This is a genomic window from Chitinophaga lutea (assembly GCF_003813775.1).
Classification (GTDB): Bacteria; Bacteroidota; Bacteroidia; order Chitinophagales; family Chitinophagaceae; genus Chitinophaga; species Chitinophaga lutea.
On sequence record NZ_RPDH01000002.1, the window covers coordinates 414760 to 429448 of the forward strand.

The following is a 14689-nucleotide window of genomic DNA, read 5'->3' on the forward strand; positions in this document are numbered from 1 at the left end:
ACCCTTAACAGCAGCGGAAACAGCTATAAATATGTGTAATTCATTGCCCAACAACAATTAAGGGAGTAATTGTTTTCCACGCAATGCGTCGAGCACCTGGGTGATCAGCCTGTGCCGGGCCGCGTTATAGGCGCTGATATGGTTGTTGTCGATCCAGAGGGTGATGGTCAGCTTGAGGTTCGTGCCCTCGATGCCGGAGAAAAACACTTCCGGCGGGCGGTCGTCGTCCAGCAGTTCTTCCTGGCTCGAAATCCCCCGGATGGTGTCGATGATCTCGTTCAGCACCGGCGGCGGCTCTTTGTTGAAGGGTACCAGTATGCTCAGCTCTATTTTCCGCTCTTTGGTGAGGGAGTGGTTGATGATGGGTTTCTGGAAGATGTCTTTATTGGGGATGATGATGTACAACCCGTCGGACGTGCGCATGGTGGAGCTCCGGAACTGGATGTTTTCCACCGTGCCCGTAAAACCGTTGGTTTCGATGATGTCGCCCACATCGAACGGTTTGCGGAAGGTGATGTAAATGCCCGAGATGAAATTCGCCGTCAGGTCCTGGAACGCAAAACCCAGCGCCAGGCCGATGATCCCTGCGCCCGCCAGCAGGGACGACACCGCTTTGTCGAGTTTCAGCACTTCCAGGGCCGTAAAGATGCCGATGGTGAATACCACGAAGTAGGCCATGCCGCTGATCAGGTTGCTGATGGCCGTTTTATCGGAGATTTTGCATGAAATCCGGTATACCAGCCTGCGGATGAGGCGCGCCAGCAGGTAAAAAGCGATAAAAATGACGATGGCCAGGGCCAGGTTCGGCAGCATCCTGATGGCGGCTTCGCCCCAGCGCTGCAATTTGTCGAAAATCAGTTGCGTCCATTCCATAGGGGGGATGGGTACAAATAACGCACCAGCAGCCGTAGCGCTGCGCAAATACCTTGCGTACCAATCCGTATATTTGCCGTATGTACGCCATCGTCGACATCGAAACAACAGGAGGGCACGCCAGTGCCGGCTGCATTACGGAAATTGCCATTTATGTACACGATGGCCGGGAGATCGTGGAGCAATACGAGACTTTAGTGAATCCCGGCCGCCCGATCCCCCGGTATATCCAGGCGTTGACGGGCATTACGGACGAAATGGTGGCCGACGCGCCTTATTTCGACGAGGTAGCCCATAAAGTGTTCGAACTGCTGCAGGGCCAGATTTTCATCGCCCACAACGTCAATTTCGACTATTCCTTCCTCAAACACCAGCTCGACGGCTGCGGTTATACCCTGCAAAGTAAAAAACTCTGTACGGTGCGGCTGAGCCGGAAGGTATTTCCCGGCTTCCCTTCATACAGCCTGGGGAATTTGTGCCGCCAGTTGGGGATCAATATCCAGCAGCGCCACCGCGCCGCCGGAGACGCCCTGGCCACCGTGCAGGTTTTTGAGCGCATCCTCACGGCCGACACTGAAGGCGCCATCGCACAGGCGCTCCATGCCCGTTCCCGCGAAAAATGGCTGCCCCTGCACCTGCCGCAGGAACAGGTGGCCGACCTGCCTTCGTGCCCCGGCGTGTATTATTTCCATAACGCCAAAGGCAAAGTGGTGTACGTAGGCAAGGCCCGCGACATCAAAAAACGCGTGACCAGCCACTTCACCGGCAACAGCGCCGGCCGCCAGCGCCAGGAATTCCTGCGCAACATCCACAGCATCAGCTATGAAAAGACCGGCACGGAACTGATGGCCTTCATCCTCGAATCCATCGAAATACGCCGCCTCTGGCCGGAGTACAACAACGCCCAGAAACGCATCGAATTCAAATTCGGCATCTACACCTTCGAAGACCAGCAGGGCTACCTGCGCCTGGCCATCGAAAAACGCCGCAAATACACTTATCCCGTATTTACCTTCAACCTCCTCACGGAAGGCCACCAGCTGCTCCGCGACCTCGTGAAAGCGTTCAAGCTCTGCCACAAACTCTGCTTCCTGCAAACCGACCACGACGCCTGCGTGGGCCTCGCCGAAAAAACCTGCAAAGGCGCCTGCGAAAAGAAAGAAAAGCCCCACCGCTACAACAAACGCGTCCAGGCCGCCATCCTGCACCTGCAGGCCAGCCAGCCCTCTTTCGCCATCTTCGACGGCGGCAGAACGGCCACGGAACAGAGCTGCATCCTCATGGAAAAAGGAAAGTTCTACGGCATGGGATACCTGCCGCGCGATGTAGCCGTATCCGACAGCACCGCATTGAAAGACATGTTAACGCAGTACCCGGAGAATGAATTCATCCGCAACCTGCTGCGGCAGTATACCGGGTCGAAAACGGCGAGGTTGGTGAATTTGTAGGCCCCTGCACCGTATGTATTAATTGCTTCTTAGATTGGAATATTTTTTATTGAAAAAGTGGAATATTTTTCTAATAAAAAGTAAAATTATGTACCTTTGATTAAATTCATTCAATGGAAAGGAAGATTTATGGACTTCAGGACGCACTGGCTATCCTGGGAGAAACCCGAAATGAGATTTTCAATTCTATCGACAATGGTTTTGAGGATTTCCTTAAAATATGGCAATTCATAAATACGCTGGAAGGAGGGCCGGTTAGCTACAAGATGAGAACGAAGGCAGGGATAGTTCATGAACAGATCAAGAAATACGCGATGAATACTCTGAGCGGAAAGGCCGGTATAAAAGTGGATGAATTCAGAGGAATTTTTGGTGTACAAATTAATGAGGAGTTGTTTATCAGATTCAAAAAAATGGATGATACTTATGCCGTGCGTAATTTACAAACCTCACAGCACAAGACATACATGAAACAGGGATTTATTGAGGGATTTCCAAACGAGCCAACACTGTTGTTCGCCGGATATATTCCCGATAAAGCCTTCTCAAAGATCAAAGGGGCTTACATCGCATGCTGGATTGGCTCAGTCCTGGAATGGGTGGATGAGGCCGGCAATTATCGGGTGGAACAAATGAGATTGGATTTTGATAGCGAAAGAGCAGACGAACTATTTCCAGCCATTGAAAAAAGAATTAAGGCCAAAAAGGGCACACACACCGGCGACAAGAAGACGGGTACGGACGGTGAATAATTTCCTTACATGAGACACTTTAATGCAGAAATATTAAAACTAGCACGAGAATCAAGATTTTTAACTCAGACGGAGCTTTCGATCAAGCTCGGGGTGGAGCAGGGCACCGTTTCTAAAATTGAGAATGAGACTTTATCCTGTGAAGAAAGTCTTGCTGCTAAGATTTCCGAAGTGTTAGATTATCCTATATCTTTTTTCTATCAGGAACGAAAGGTTTTTGTCGTAGAAGGTCATTACAGGCGGAAATTGTCGACCTCAGTGAAAAAAATGAAACAATATGTTGCTCAAATGACATTAGCTGAGTGGCATTTCTGGAAGTTGATCGATGCAGTGGAATTGCCTCCTGTAAATCTCCCCAAATGGGATATTAATCAGGACGGCGGAGCTAACATTGCGGCGAAATATGTTCGTGATTATTGGAAGATCCCCAAAGGACGAGTTTCAAATCTGACCAAATTTGTTGAAGATAACGGGATTCCAATTATTCAGCTGGAACTTGGGGAGCTGGATGCGCTTAGTACATTTATACAAAATCAGATTCCAGTTATTTTCATTAACAAGAGCTTACCGGCCGATAGATACCGGCTAACTATAGCACACGAGCTTGGACACCTTGTTATGCACTTTGGCGCTAAAATTGAAAATGGAAGAGATTTGGAAAGTGAGGCATACCAATTTGCCATTGAGCTCTTAATGCCGGAAAACGAGGTTGGGTTGAGCTTTCAAAAATTAACTATCGAAAAATTGGCCAACTTGAAGGCATATTGGTATATCTCAATGCAGGCATTATTAAAATATGCCAATACCTTGACCCAAATCACCCCCAATCAATACAAATATCTTTGGATACAAATGGGCACACTTGGTTATCGAAAATCCGAGCCCGTTAGTATTCCTAAAGAAAAGCCATTACTTATCTCAGAGATTATTGAAACCTATACGTCAGATCTTGATTATAGCAAGGAAGAATTAGCCAAATTGTTGATGTGCAGCATGAACGATCTGGAAAGGTTATATTTTGATTCGATTAAACTCCGGGTTGTTCGCAAATAAATGTCCCATGTACACAAGCATTGCTACTACTTGCCGAGCAAATGAAGATTTTTGTGCCGAATCCCGAATATCTTTAAATAATACCTACCTTTAAGTATAACTTTTTATCACCTTTTCCCTTCTTTCATTACTCCATTAGCTATCCCTAAAGCGCCAAATCCTGTAAAAGACCCCGACAACGCGAGAATTTAAATCCTAAATCGTAAAATTATGCCTAAGTATGTTATCGAACGCGAAATTCCCGGCGCAGGAAAATTGTCAGGAGAAGAATTGAAAGCAATTTCACAAACTTCCTGTGGCGTCCTGAGCAATATGGGGCCCCAAATTCAGTGGATACACAGCTATGTGACCGGCGATAAAATTTACTGCGTTTATTTCGCGGCTAACGAGGAACTGGTCCGTGAGCACGCAAAACAGGGCGGGTTCCCTGCGAATGCCGTCAACCAGGTGACTGCTATTATTGATCCTGCAACCGCAGAGTAGGACTTATAAACACATTTGAAACCCCTGGCTCCTAAAAGGAGAAAGCCTGTAGATAGTTATTTACAGGTTCCAAACTCGTATTGAGCAGTACCGGGATAACATGAAGATTCAATACATTCCGGGAATGCCGTAAATTAGTTCTTCTATAGCAAGTAAGATTTTAGTTCCGCATTCTTTCCCTTACCCGACCCTCAACACCATCCCGGCCCCCTGTTTCGCATTACCCCAAATCCCCCCGTCCGGCTCCGGTGAGCCCATCTGAATGCCTATCGCTAACATCAGCGTTTCGTCTTCAGCTGCCGCATGCGGCAGCTGCATCGTGATCGTCTGCCGGTCTGTGGGCTGCGTCAGGTGCACCCAGGGTGTATCCTTCGTTTCCCGGCTTCTCGGGTACGGGCACCGCTGGTAGTCCCATTGAGGGTCGTGCATAAAGTCCTGGATAGGGCCGAAACTGAACACCAGCCGGTAGTACGACGCCTTCCACGGCGAAAACAGGTTCATCCCGGGAATGAGCGGCGGCACTTCGATGGTAGCGGTGCCCTGTTCCCGGTTGATGGAGGCATGCAGGGGCTGGCGGATGATGCCGCCGAAAGGGTGAACACGGTTGAGTTGAAACCCTTCCAGCAGAAATCTGTACCGTGAAATCCGGATGTTCCTTTCCCCGCGATTGCCGGTGTCGCATTTGAGCTGGATTTTTTTCATGATGGCGGTCAGTGGCGGAAAGACGTTATAATCCGCCAGCCGGGCAACGGGGTGCAGCTGGTCGTGGATGTAGGCGGCGAGCTTTGCGCAGCCGGAAAATTCCACGTTGTTCTGCCGGGTGCGCTCGAACTCGGGGGCTTTTTTGATTCTTTTCTTCGATACCCCGCCTTTCCTGCGGACAATAATGCGGTCGATGCCGGGGAGGCGGTAGTAAGTAAAGTCACCAACGGTGCCGGTAAACTGTGTAGCGTTCGGATCAAGGAATCCCATAGTGATAGCTTTAGGGTGAAACAATAGGAACTGAATTTAACACTATTTCCCAGACCTACCAACAAGCTATTTCCCACCTGGTTAGTTCCTTCTTTTAAAAGAAGGAATCAACAAGGGATAGAATAGGGCGGAACAAGGAAGGAACAAGGGCTCAACTCTCTGTAAATACAATGTCAGTAAAGCTTTCAAGCCGATTGAGGCTTGAGAATCCAAACTTACGATGGGATTGCTCGCTATAGTAGGAAAATCCTGTTGAAGCTCCCCCTTTTTGGGCTTCCGGTTAGGGGTTTACGCCTCTTGGTTAGCAAAACTTATTACCGATTACTCCGTTTGGTATTCAATGCGTTGCCACACGTTTGCGGAATCACCTGTTTAAGCCTTGCGAGCCTTCCGCCTTCTTCATCCTATTCAATATTTGCGGCCACTCCCGATTCATAGAATACGCGGGCAACGGGCTACCAATAGCCATAACCATCGCTTTTCACAAAGATGTTTGTTTGAAGGAGTGATGTGATCAACCGGTGAAACTACACCCGCCATCCCGCAGCTTTCTTCTCATCCACCAGCGTATTTTTCTGCTTCTCCGCATCCGCGGCATCCATACAGGTCTGCACCTGTATCTGGCCTTTCGTGCCCGTTTTGCCCTGGCGGATGAATAACCGGGCGCCGCTCACCGCGATTTCCCAGAACTTCTCATTTTTCCCTTCGCCCTGCAAGAGGCGGATGGTGCCGTCGGGGAGGTTGTCTTGCGGGAGCAGGCTGTTGAGCGGGGCGGCATCGGCGGTTTTGCCGAGGTGTTTCAGCAGGTCTTCCAGTACACGCTGGGGCTGGAGGAGCCAGTCTTTCGCATATACCGTCACCGTTTTCCAGCCGAAGCTTTCCAGGATCGCGGGGCGCTGGTAGTATTGTTCCAGTACGTTTTCGTGCTGGTAATACTGCTCGTCGTCCACGATGATGCTGAGGGTGTAGGCTTTGTCGTCCGGCCTGGCTTTTACGGCGAGGGAACATTTGAAACCGCTCTGGCCCACCTGTTCGCTGACGGAAAAGCCCTGCTGTTCCAGTTGTTCGCGGATCTCGCCGAGGATAACGGTACCGCCCGCACGGCGGTGGGCGGCGTGGCGGCCGGAAGACAGGCCGTGCAGGATGTTGCCGGCCATTTGCATGTTACCGGTGCTCACGGTTTCGGCGTATTGGAGGAAGCGGCGCAGGTAGTTGGCGCCGGCATTGTAGACGTTAGTGATCTGGTGATGGTGGATGCTGCTCACTACGGCCATGTGCTGTTTCGCGCGACTGAAAATCACGTTCAGCCGTTTTTCGCCGCCTTTCTTGTTGATGGGCCCGAAGTTCATCGACATCTTCCCGCGATGGTCGGGTGCGTAGCAAACGCTCATGATGATGATGTCGCGCTCGTCGCCCTGCACGTTTTCGAGGTTTTTCACGAACAGGCCGGTGAACTGGCCTTCGTCCATGCGCTCGGTGGCGTCTTCGAGCAGCTCCTCGAACTTCCTGTCGTTGGCGGCCAGTGTTTCCAGCGCGGTGTTGATGGCATGCTGCTGCTCCTGGCTGAAGGCTACGATGCCGATGCTTTCGGGGCGTTTTTTCAGGAGCATTTCACGAACGAGGTGGGCGATGTACGTGGCTTCGGCGATGTTGCCGCGTTTCAGGTACGTGCCGCCGGGCAGGTGATGGAAACTGATGCTGCGGTCGAGCAGGGCGGACACGTTGAACATGGCGTCCGACGGTTCCTTGACGCTGATAGCGGGTTTCGGCGCACTGTGAATGCTGCGGTCGGGGATGGTGAGCAGGCCGGCGTCGTAGAAGGCGTGGTTGCTGTAGCTGATCAGCGTTTCGAAATGGCTGCGGTAATGCCAGCCCAGCATGTAGCTGTTCATTTTACGGGCGCCCTGTACCAGCAGGCTGTCGGCGTCGGCGCTGAGGATCTCGTCCTCTTCATCGTCGCGCTCCAGGTCGTCCGGGTCGCCGCTTTTCGCGGAGAAGAAGTCCGTGGGCGGCATCTGTTTATCGTCGCCCACGATGATCGTTTGCGGGGCGCGGTAAAGGGAAGGCACGCCTTCTTCCAGCGTGATCTGGCTGGCTTCGTCAAATATCACGGCGTCGAAAAACGGCTGATCGAGCGCCAGGGAATCGCTCACGCTGAGCGGGCTCATGAGCCATACGGGTTTCAGGTCTTTCAGCACCAGGCCGCTGCTGCGGCTGGTGAGCTCGCGGATGCTTTTGTACCGCATGCTTTTGGCGAACTCGTTTTCGAGGAGTTTACGGCCTTCGGCATAATTGCGGGCTTCTTCCTGCTGCGCGGGCTCGAGCTGCGAGGCGGCTTTGCCGGACAGCTGCACGTGTTCTTTAAAACGCTCCCGCACATGCGCGCGGATGAAGTCGGCATTCAGCTGCAGCAGCGTGCCGTAACAATGCCTGATCTCTTCCACGGCTTTTTCGACGGTCTGGCCGGTGGTGTTGGCGAATGTTTTATCGTGACGGTAAAAATGCCGCAGGGTTTTATGGGCCATGCCGGCTTCCATTTCCGAAGGCGTCCAGGGAAGGGCGCGCAGCGCCTGTTTGAAGGCGGCGGGCATGCCGATGTAATTGCCCAGCGCGGGGAGCAGTTCTTCCAGTGCGGGCGCATTGAGGCGGATGCTTTCGAGCAGGTCGGCCAGTGTGCGGAACTGTTGTGGCGGCGCGTCCTGCAATACCTGTTGCAGGCCCTGGTCGAGGCGGTGGATCGGCTCATAGAGGCGCGCCAGTTGTATCACCGTGGTTTCGGCCTGCGGGTGCTGGAGCAGGTATTGCAGCGCGGGATCGTTGAGACCGCTGCGCAGGCGTTCGATGGAAAGCCAGGTGAGCTCGATATTGTCGATGTGGTAATGCTGCTGGGTATTGCGCCGCGTATCGGCGAGGCGGCGGGCGGCGTCGTACTCTTCCTTCAGCAAAGCCAGCAGCTGGCTGTACACGGGCGGTACGCTGTGCCGGGAAAAGTCGTACTGCGCCTGCATCTGTTTTTTCAGCCGGCGCCAGTTGCCGAACAGGAAACGCCAGAACGAATTTTCATACCGCGCGGCGATGGCCAGCGCCTGCAGCGTATCCTGCTCGCTGAACTTCTGCACCCAGCCGGCGTTCTGCGCGGCAGCCTGGTCGGCGGCCTGCTGCAGCGCCTTGCATTGCTGCACGGCTTTGGCGAAGTTCTGGGCCTGCGGCGTTTGCGGGTTCACCAGCTGCAGGTTGCCGCTTTCGGCGAGGGGCAGCAGGAGGGTGGCATGGCGCACCAGGTGCTGCAACGCGTCGAGCGTTTCGGCTTTCACGCCGGTGGCCTGCAGGGTTTGCAGTATATCGTCGAGCTGGGCGGTGCTGGTGGTGATGAGCGTTTGCAGGCGGGTAATCGGCTGCTCCGCGGCAAACACCTGTTCGTTCACTTTGCTCAGGGGATGCACGGCAAACACGGGATCGGCGCCGCTTTCTTCGAGCGCATCGCCCAGTTGCTCCACCATCGCACCGTATTGTAGCCACAGTTTGTAATGAGGCACGGTTTCTTCCACCGCGGCCTCTAGGGGCTGCAACTGTGGTTTGAGGGACAGCAGCCGTTCGATGAGGCTGCGGATGCCCACACCGGCCTGTTCCTGCTCACCGGCATGCGTATCATGAAAATGCTGGAGCAGTTCGAGCTGCCGTTGCAGGTTATGCAGCAGGGCGTTGCGTTTGACGGTGACGCTGTGCAGGTCCGGGCCGGCCTTCAGGAACGATTCGTAAGTCAGCTTCAGGTCTTTGATAAAACTGCGCTTGTCGCCCTGGCTGTCGTGAATATAACAGCACAGCTCATCGAGCCCCTGTTGTTTGAGGCGGTGGTACACCACGTCGAGCGCGGCCCTTTTTTCACAGACGAACAGCACCTGTTTGCCGCGTGCCACGAAGTCGGCGATGAGGTTGGTGATGGTCTGGCTTTTGCCGGTGCCCGGCGGGCCCTGGATGATATAGCTTTCCCCGTTGCGGGCCTGGAGGATCGCCTGTGTCTGCGTGGGGTCGGCCTGTATCACATGATACCACTCATCCGGCAGCGATGCGGCCTCCATGGCGGAGGGCAGGGGTTTCGGCTCCGCGCTGAATAATTGTTCGAATACCGGGTGCTGCTGCGGCTGGTCGATCACCGCGTTGTAGTCCTGCACCAGGCTCATCTTTTTATAATTGAAATTCCCCAGCACCACATGGCAGGTGTCGAACTCCCAGCGATAGGGGTTCTGCTGCCCGTCCGCCAGTTCGAACAGTTCATGATCGGCCACGGCGGCGGGTACGGGGATGTCCTTTTTCAGTTTCTGCTGGTATTGCTGCAGCGTTTCACGGGCTTCTTTATAGATCAGGCGGATGCGAGGCTTCTGCATGTATTGCAGCACGATGCCGCGGTTGGCGCCTTCCACCTGCACCTGCAATTGTCGGTGGAATGCTTCCACCGTCGTTTCCTCGAGGTCGATCATATCGGGCAGCACGATGCCGTACAGTTCCCTTAGCTGGTTGGCCAGCACGGGATTCACTTCGGCATTGTTATCGGTGATCTCGAGCACGTACTGATCACCGCCGGTCTGTTTTTTCTTTTTCAGTTCTACCGGGATAAGCAGCAGGGGGCTGAGGATGCTTTCTTCGGGCTCTTCGGGAAGATTATGCCATTTGAGGAAGGCCACCACCAGCTTCAGCTGGCTGAAGCCGTATTCCTGCACGTCGCGGCGGGCTTCGAGCCTGATTTTATTCAGCACGGCGGGCAGGTACGGATGATCTTCGAAACGGAGGTATTTGTTGAGCGACAGTTCCTGCATACCGGTCACTTTCTCCGCGATCTCGTCGTTCCAGGTAAAGAGCAACTCTGGACGGATGCTCTGGTGATGCAGCACCATCGGCACGCTGCTGAGTGTGAGGTTGGCGAAGCGGGCGTTGGATTTATAGAACAGTAACCGGTTGCGGCGGCTGGTGTCGAAGAGGCGGTTGCGCAGTTTGTTGAGGATGAATTCCTGCCGGGCGCTGCGTTCCTTGTACACCCAGCCGGCTACCTCGGTGAGGTCGGTCTGTTTTTCGGGATCGAAGTCGCGGTAATTTTCGAGGCGGTGGATCGCTTCCTGTAAGTCCTGCGTACGCCGGGCGCGGTCGAGCTCCGTCATTTCGGTGATGAGCGTGCCTACGGCGGGATGGATCTGTTTATGCTGCAAGGGGTGCAGGCGCTGTGCGGCCAGTTCGTCGAGGTTTTCGGGATCATAGAGATCGAGCCCCAACGCCACGGCGGCCAGCACCTGGCCGAGACAAAAAATATCCGTTTGCTGGTCGTGGTGGCCGAGCAGTATTTCATAAGCACTGAAACCGGGCACATACGCCGCATGCTGCAGGGGCTGCTGCGGATCTTTATGCACCTGCAGGTTGATGATACGGTCGTCCTCCGTTTTCAGTTTCACTTTATCCACCACTTCAAAGTGCGGGTTATGCTGCTGAAACAGCGCGGCCACCCGTTCCGGTGCGTCGAGCGGGGCGTGGGCGAGCAGTTCATCGGTATGAACGGTGCGGTTGTCCGCGAGCAGGGCATCCTGGTCGAAGGCGGCTACGAGGCCGGCGTCGTGTATGCGCTGTACGCTTTTAAAAAGCGGGAGAACGGCGGCGATCACATCGTCCGTGGTGTAGGCTCCGTGTTGAAAGGCGGTTTTCAGAAACTGCCGGAAAGAGATCATCGTCAAGGTAAATAATTAAGCTGAACTGAGATAGCCGGGCATATTCGGGCTGCCCAAAATTACCGGTTTCCGTCGTGGGGGCCAAGTGCAAAACATCCACATTTTCCGCTTCGATGTTGAATTCTTCCGCCTCGCTGTATCCGGGGCGGCCGCCGGGGAAAGACGGATTTAATTTGCGCTAAAAGCTCCCGGCATGAAAACGTTGTTACTTTGCCTGCTGACAGTTACAGCCTCCTATAACGCCTTTTCGCAACAGATTATTGGAAGGGTGAAAGATAAAAACAACCGCCCGCTGGAAGGGGCCAGCGTGAGCCTCGCCGGTACGGCAGACGGGGCCACGGCCGATTCCGCCGGCAGGTTCAGTTTCCCCACCCGCGCCACCGGTGCGCTCCACCTGGTGATCAGTTACATCGGTTACAAACCGAAGCAGCAGCCCGTGCAGCTCAACGTGCCGGTGGAGATCACCCTCGACAAAGACCCCGCCACGCTGGCCCCGGTGGTGGTATCCGCCGGCAGCTTCACCGCCGGCGATCAGAGCAAGGGCGCGGTGATGACGGCGATGGACGTGATATCCGTAGCCGGCAACGGCGGCGATGTGGCCAACGCCGTGCGCACCCTGCCCGGCGCCCAGCAGATCGGGGAGCGGGAGGGATTGTTCGTAAGGGGCGGCACCGGCCAGGAAACGCGGCAGTTCGTAGACGGCACCCTCGTACCGCAGCCGTATTTCGTGACCCTGCCCGGCCTGCCGCAGTTCAACCGCATTTCGTCGCCGTTCCTCTTCGACGGCATCATCTTCAGCAGCGGCGGTTATTCCGCCGTATACGGCCAGGGCCTCAGCGGGGCGTTGATCATGGAAACGCAGGACCTGCCGGAAAAATCTTCCGCCGTGATCGGCATCTCGCCCATGGTGGCCGTGGCCGGCGTGCAGCGGCTCGCCCGCAACAAACGCAGCAGCTTCAGCCTGAATACCCGGTACATGACCTGGCAGTATTACGCCCGCCTGGTGCCGCAAAACCCGGAATACGCCAAAGGGCCGGCCTATTCGGTGACCGAAGCGAACCTGCGCGCCAGAACGGGGAAAACGGGCATGCTGAAGGTGTATGCGAATTTCGGGTACAACCAGACGGGGCTGTACCGGGATGATATCGACAGCGCGGGACTGAAAAACAAATTCGAGGCGCAGGACCGGAACCTGTATGTGAACATCAGCCACCGCAGCACGCCCGGCAAAAACTGGCGGCTCGACCTGGCCACGGCCTTCAATCACAACTCCACCGACATCCACCGCTCCCTGACGGACGCTCAAAAGAACCCCGTCTTCATCCCCGACACGCCTTTCCGGCAAAAAGAAAACTACTATAACGGCACCGCCACCTTCTGGCAGGCCAAGGGCGTGGTGAGCCGTTATTTCACCGGCAACCACGTACTGAAGGCCGGCGGCGAAGTGCAGGCAGGCGAGCAGGACCATCTCTACGCCGGTTTCGCCGAAATGGAATGGAAACTTTATCATTCCCTCGCACTCCGCACCGGTTTACGGTATGAATATTCAACGATACTGCGCGACGCCGTGCTCGCCCCGCGCATCAGCATGGCTTACCGGCTGAGCGACGGCTCGCAGCTGAACGCGGCATACGGCGTGTTTTACCAGAAGGCCGAAACGCGGTACCTGCTGGCGGCGCCGTACCTGCCGCAGGCGAAAGCATCGCACTACATCCTCAATTACCTGCGGCACAGCAGCGGGCGCCTGTTCAGGGCGGAGCTGTTCTACAAACAATATCACCGCCTCCTCAAAACGGCGCCGCACCTCGATATGAGCGGTAGCGGGCATGCCAGGGGCGTCGAGTTTTTCTGGCGCGATAAAAAAAGCGTGCAGGGGCTCGATTACTGGGTGAGTTATTCGTACCTCCACACCGAACGCAACCACCTGGATTTCCCGAAGATGATGGCCCCCTCGTTCGCTTCTCCGCACACCCTCACGGTAGTGGCCAAACGATTTTTCGAGCCCATCCGCACGAGCGTGAACATTTCGTATGCCCTGGCCGCCGGCCGCCCTTATTATGATATTTCGGCCAAAGGCGTGCTGCGCGACAAAGGCACCGCCAAAACCTATAACGTGCTGAACCTCGGCCTGGCCCATATGCTGAGCCTGTTCCCGAAATGGAAGGAAAAAGACTTCACCGTAATTGCAGCCGGCATCAACAACCTATTGGGCACCAGGCAGGTATTCGGCTATGAGTACAGTTACAACGGCCAGCGAAGGATGCCCGTTACGCTGCCGGCTACACGGAATTTTTTCATCGGCATCTTTATGAGCCTGGGCATCGACAGAACCGACGATTTTCTTAACGAGAATTTATAATCAAATCACACAACATGAAAAGGATCATCGCATCTCTCGCCGCTTTGCTGGCAGTGTTTACCCTCAAAGCCCAAACCCCGCTCGCAGGGGCCGTTTCCAAACTCAACGCCGCCCATACCGCGGGCGAATACCAGCAGCTGGCCAATGAATTCCAGCGCCTCGCCGGCGCGGCGCCGGACGACTGGCTGCCAACGTACTACGCCGCCGTGAGCAACATGCGGCTGGCATTCCTCCACAAAGACAAAGCCATGCTCTTTGCCGACCAGGCCGAAGCGCAGATCAAAAAAGCCGTGGCGCTGGTGACGCCGGCCGGTAACAAAAAGGACCTCGCAGAAGTGTACACCGTGTACAGTTTCATCAACCGCGCCAGGGTGGAAGCCGACCCGATGAGCAACGGCCGCAAGTACGGCCCCGTGGCAGGGCAGCAGCTGGCGCAGGCCCGCAAGGCTGACCCCGGTAATCCCCGTGCGCTGTACCTCGACGGTCACATCAAATACCAGACACCCGCGATGTGGGGCGGCGACAAGAAAAAAGCCAGAGAACTGTTCGCGGAGGCGCTCAAACAGTTCGATGTGAAGCCCGCTTCCGACACCGCGCCGCAATGGGGCCGCGAAGATTGTGAAAAAGCGATTCGTGTGGATTGAACCTAAAATAAATCCACCATCTGAAAGCCGGTGACAATGAAATGTTTAAAACGGCACAACAGGATCGAAGGACGTGAAAGGCAGGAGGGAAGCGGCATCGCAGGGAAGTAACAGGCGGGTTGAGCACCGGGGATATTGGTGTTGTTCCAACACAAAACAGGCAATTTTCATAACATCATGAACCTAAGTATTTTAAAAATGAAAGCATCCACAGAACGGAAAATCATACGCTGGCTCCATATTGTGCTCAGCATCCCGGTGATCGGTTATATTTACGGGCCGGTGGCCCGCATCCCGAATGCGGCGGCCGCCGTTCAGTTCGTATTCTTTCCGCTGATCGTACTCTCGGGCCTCTGGTTATGGAAAGGGCACTGGGTAAAAAAACAACTGTAAA

10 protein-coding genes are annotated in these 14689 nt (G+C 54.7%); 7 read left to right on the plus strand and 3 right to left on the minus strand.

The genetic code is table 11. From position 1 onward, the window contains the following. Window positions 1–57: 57 nt before the first annotated feature. Window positions 58–873: a mechanosensitive ion channel family protein gene (locus EGT74_RS13925; protein WP_123847198.1), complete on the minus strand. Its 816-nt coding sequence runs from the start codon at window positions 871–873 to the stop codon at window positions 58–60. Between the two features lie 80 nt (window positions 874–953). Between EGT74_RS13925 and EGT74_RS13930 the strand changes: the two genes are divergently transcribed. The 4 genes from EGT74_RS13930 to EGT74_RS13945 all read left to right on the plus strand — a co-directional run bounded on the left by EGT74_RS13930 (window position 954) and on the right by EGT74_RS13945 (window position 4609). Continuing rightward, window positions 954–2321: an exonuclease domain-containing protein gene (locus EGT74_RS13930; protein WP_123847199.1), complete on the plus strand. Its 1368-nt coding sequence runs from the start codon at window positions 954–956 to the stop codon at window positions 2319–2321. A gap of 113 nt (window positions 2322–2434) precedes the next feature. Continuing rightward, a complete protein-coding gene (locus EGT74_RS13935) occupies window positions 2435–3073 on the plus strand; it encodes a hypothetical protein (RefSeq protein ID WP_123847200.1) in 639 nt (212 codons plus the stop codon). Window positions 3074–3082: 9 nt separating this feature from the next. Further along, the gene (locus tag EGT74_RS13940; protein ID WP_123847201.1) at window positions 3083–4126 is read left to right on the plus strand and encodes an XRE family transcriptional regulator; all 1044 of its coding nucleotides are present in this window, start codon (window positions 3083–3085) and stop codon (window positions 4124–4126) included. A 210-nt stretch (window positions 4127–4336) separates the two neighbouring features. Further along, a complete protein-coding gene (locus tag EGT74_RS13945; protein ID WP_123847202.1) occupies window positions 4337–4609 on the plus strand; it encodes a DUF4242 domain-containing protein in 273 nt (90 codons plus the stop codon). Window positions 4610–4789: 180 nt separating this feature from the next. Here EGT74_RS13945 and EGT74_RS13950 read toward each other — a convergent pair whose 3' ends face one another. After that, window positions 4790–5581 (minus strand): hypothetical protein, encoded by a 792-nt coding sequence (locus EGT74_RS13950; protein WP_123847203.1) that lies wholly within the window; start codon window positions 5579–5581, stop codon window positions 4790–4792. Between the two features lie 527 nt (window positions 5582–6108). Further along, window positions 6109–11292: an AAA domain-containing protein gene (locus tag EGT74_RS13955; RefSeq protein WP_123848905.1), complete on the minus strand. Its 5184-nt coding sequence runs from the start codon at window positions 11290–11292 to the stop codon at window positions 6109–6111. A 193-nt stretch (window positions 11293–11485) separates the two neighbouring features. Between EGT74_RS13955 and EGT74_RS13960 the strand changes: the two genes are divergently transcribed. From EGT74_RS13960 to EGT74_RS13970, 3 genes are all read left to right on the plus strand, one after another. Next, a complete protein-coding gene (locus EGT74_RS13960; protein ID WP_123847204.1) occupies window positions 11486–13651 on the plus strand; it encodes a TonB-dependent receptor in 2166 nt (721 codons plus the stop codon). Between the two features lie 14 nt (window positions 13652–13665). Continuing rightward, the gene (locus tag EGT74_RS13965) at window positions 13666–14295 is read left to right on the plus strand and encodes a hypothetical protein (RefSeq protein WP_123847205.1); all 630 of its coding nucleotides are present in this window, start codon (window positions 13666–13668) and stop codon (window positions 14293–14295) included. A 198-nt stretch (window positions 14296–14493) separates the two neighbouring features. After that, window positions 14494–14688, plus strand: a complete 195-nt coding sequence (locus EGT74_RS13970) for a hypothetical protein (RefSeq protein WP_123847206.1) — start codon at window positions 14494–14496, stop codon at window positions 14686–14688. Window position 14689: the final 1 nt, after the last annotated feature.

What these genes read in the sequence shown, in the direction of transcription:
- EGT74_RS13925 (WP_123847198.1), bottom strand. Translation starts at nt 873, where the DNA reads ATGGAATGGACGCAACTGATTTTCGACAAATTGCAGCGCTGGGGCGAA.
- EGT74_RS13930 (WP_123847199.1), top strand. Translation starts at nt 954, where the DNA reads ATGTACGCCATCGTCGACATCGAAACAACAGGAGGGCACGCCAGTGCC.
- EGT74_RS13935 (WP_123847200.1), top strand. Translation starts at nt 2,435, where the DNA reads ATGGAAAGGAAGATTTATGGACTTCAGGACGCACTGGCTATCCTGGGA.
- EGT74_RS13940 (WP_123847201.1), top strand. Translation starts at nt 3,083, where the DNA reads ATGAGACACTTTAATGCAGAAATATTAAAACTAGCACGAGAATCAAGA.
- EGT74_RS13945 (WP_123847202.1), top strand. Translation starts at nt 4,337, where the DNA reads ATGCCTAAGTATGTTATCGAACGCGAAATTCCCGGCGCAGGAAAATTG.
- EGT74_RS13950 (WP_123847203.1), bottom strand. Translation starts at nt 5,581, where the DNA reads ATGGGATTCCTTGATCCGAACGCTACACAGTTTACCGGCACCGTTGGT.
- EGT74_RS13955 (WP_123848905.1), bottom strand. Translation starts at nt 11,292, where the DNA reads ATGATCTCTTTCCGGCAGTTTCTGAAAACCGCCTTTCAACACGGAGCC.
- EGT74_RS13960 (WP_123847204.1), top strand. Translation starts at nt 11,486, where the DNA reads ATGAAAACGTTGTTACTTTGCCTGCTGACAGTTACAGCCTCCTATAAC.
- EGT74_RS13965 (WP_123847205.1), top strand. Translation starts at nt 13,666, where the DNA reads ATGAAAAGGATCATCGCATCTCTCGCCGCTTTGCTGGCAGTGTTTACC.
- EGT74_RS13970 (WP_123847206.1), top strand. Translation starts at nt 14,494, where the DNA reads ATGAAAGCATCCACAGAACGGAAAATCATACGCTGGCTCCATATTGTG.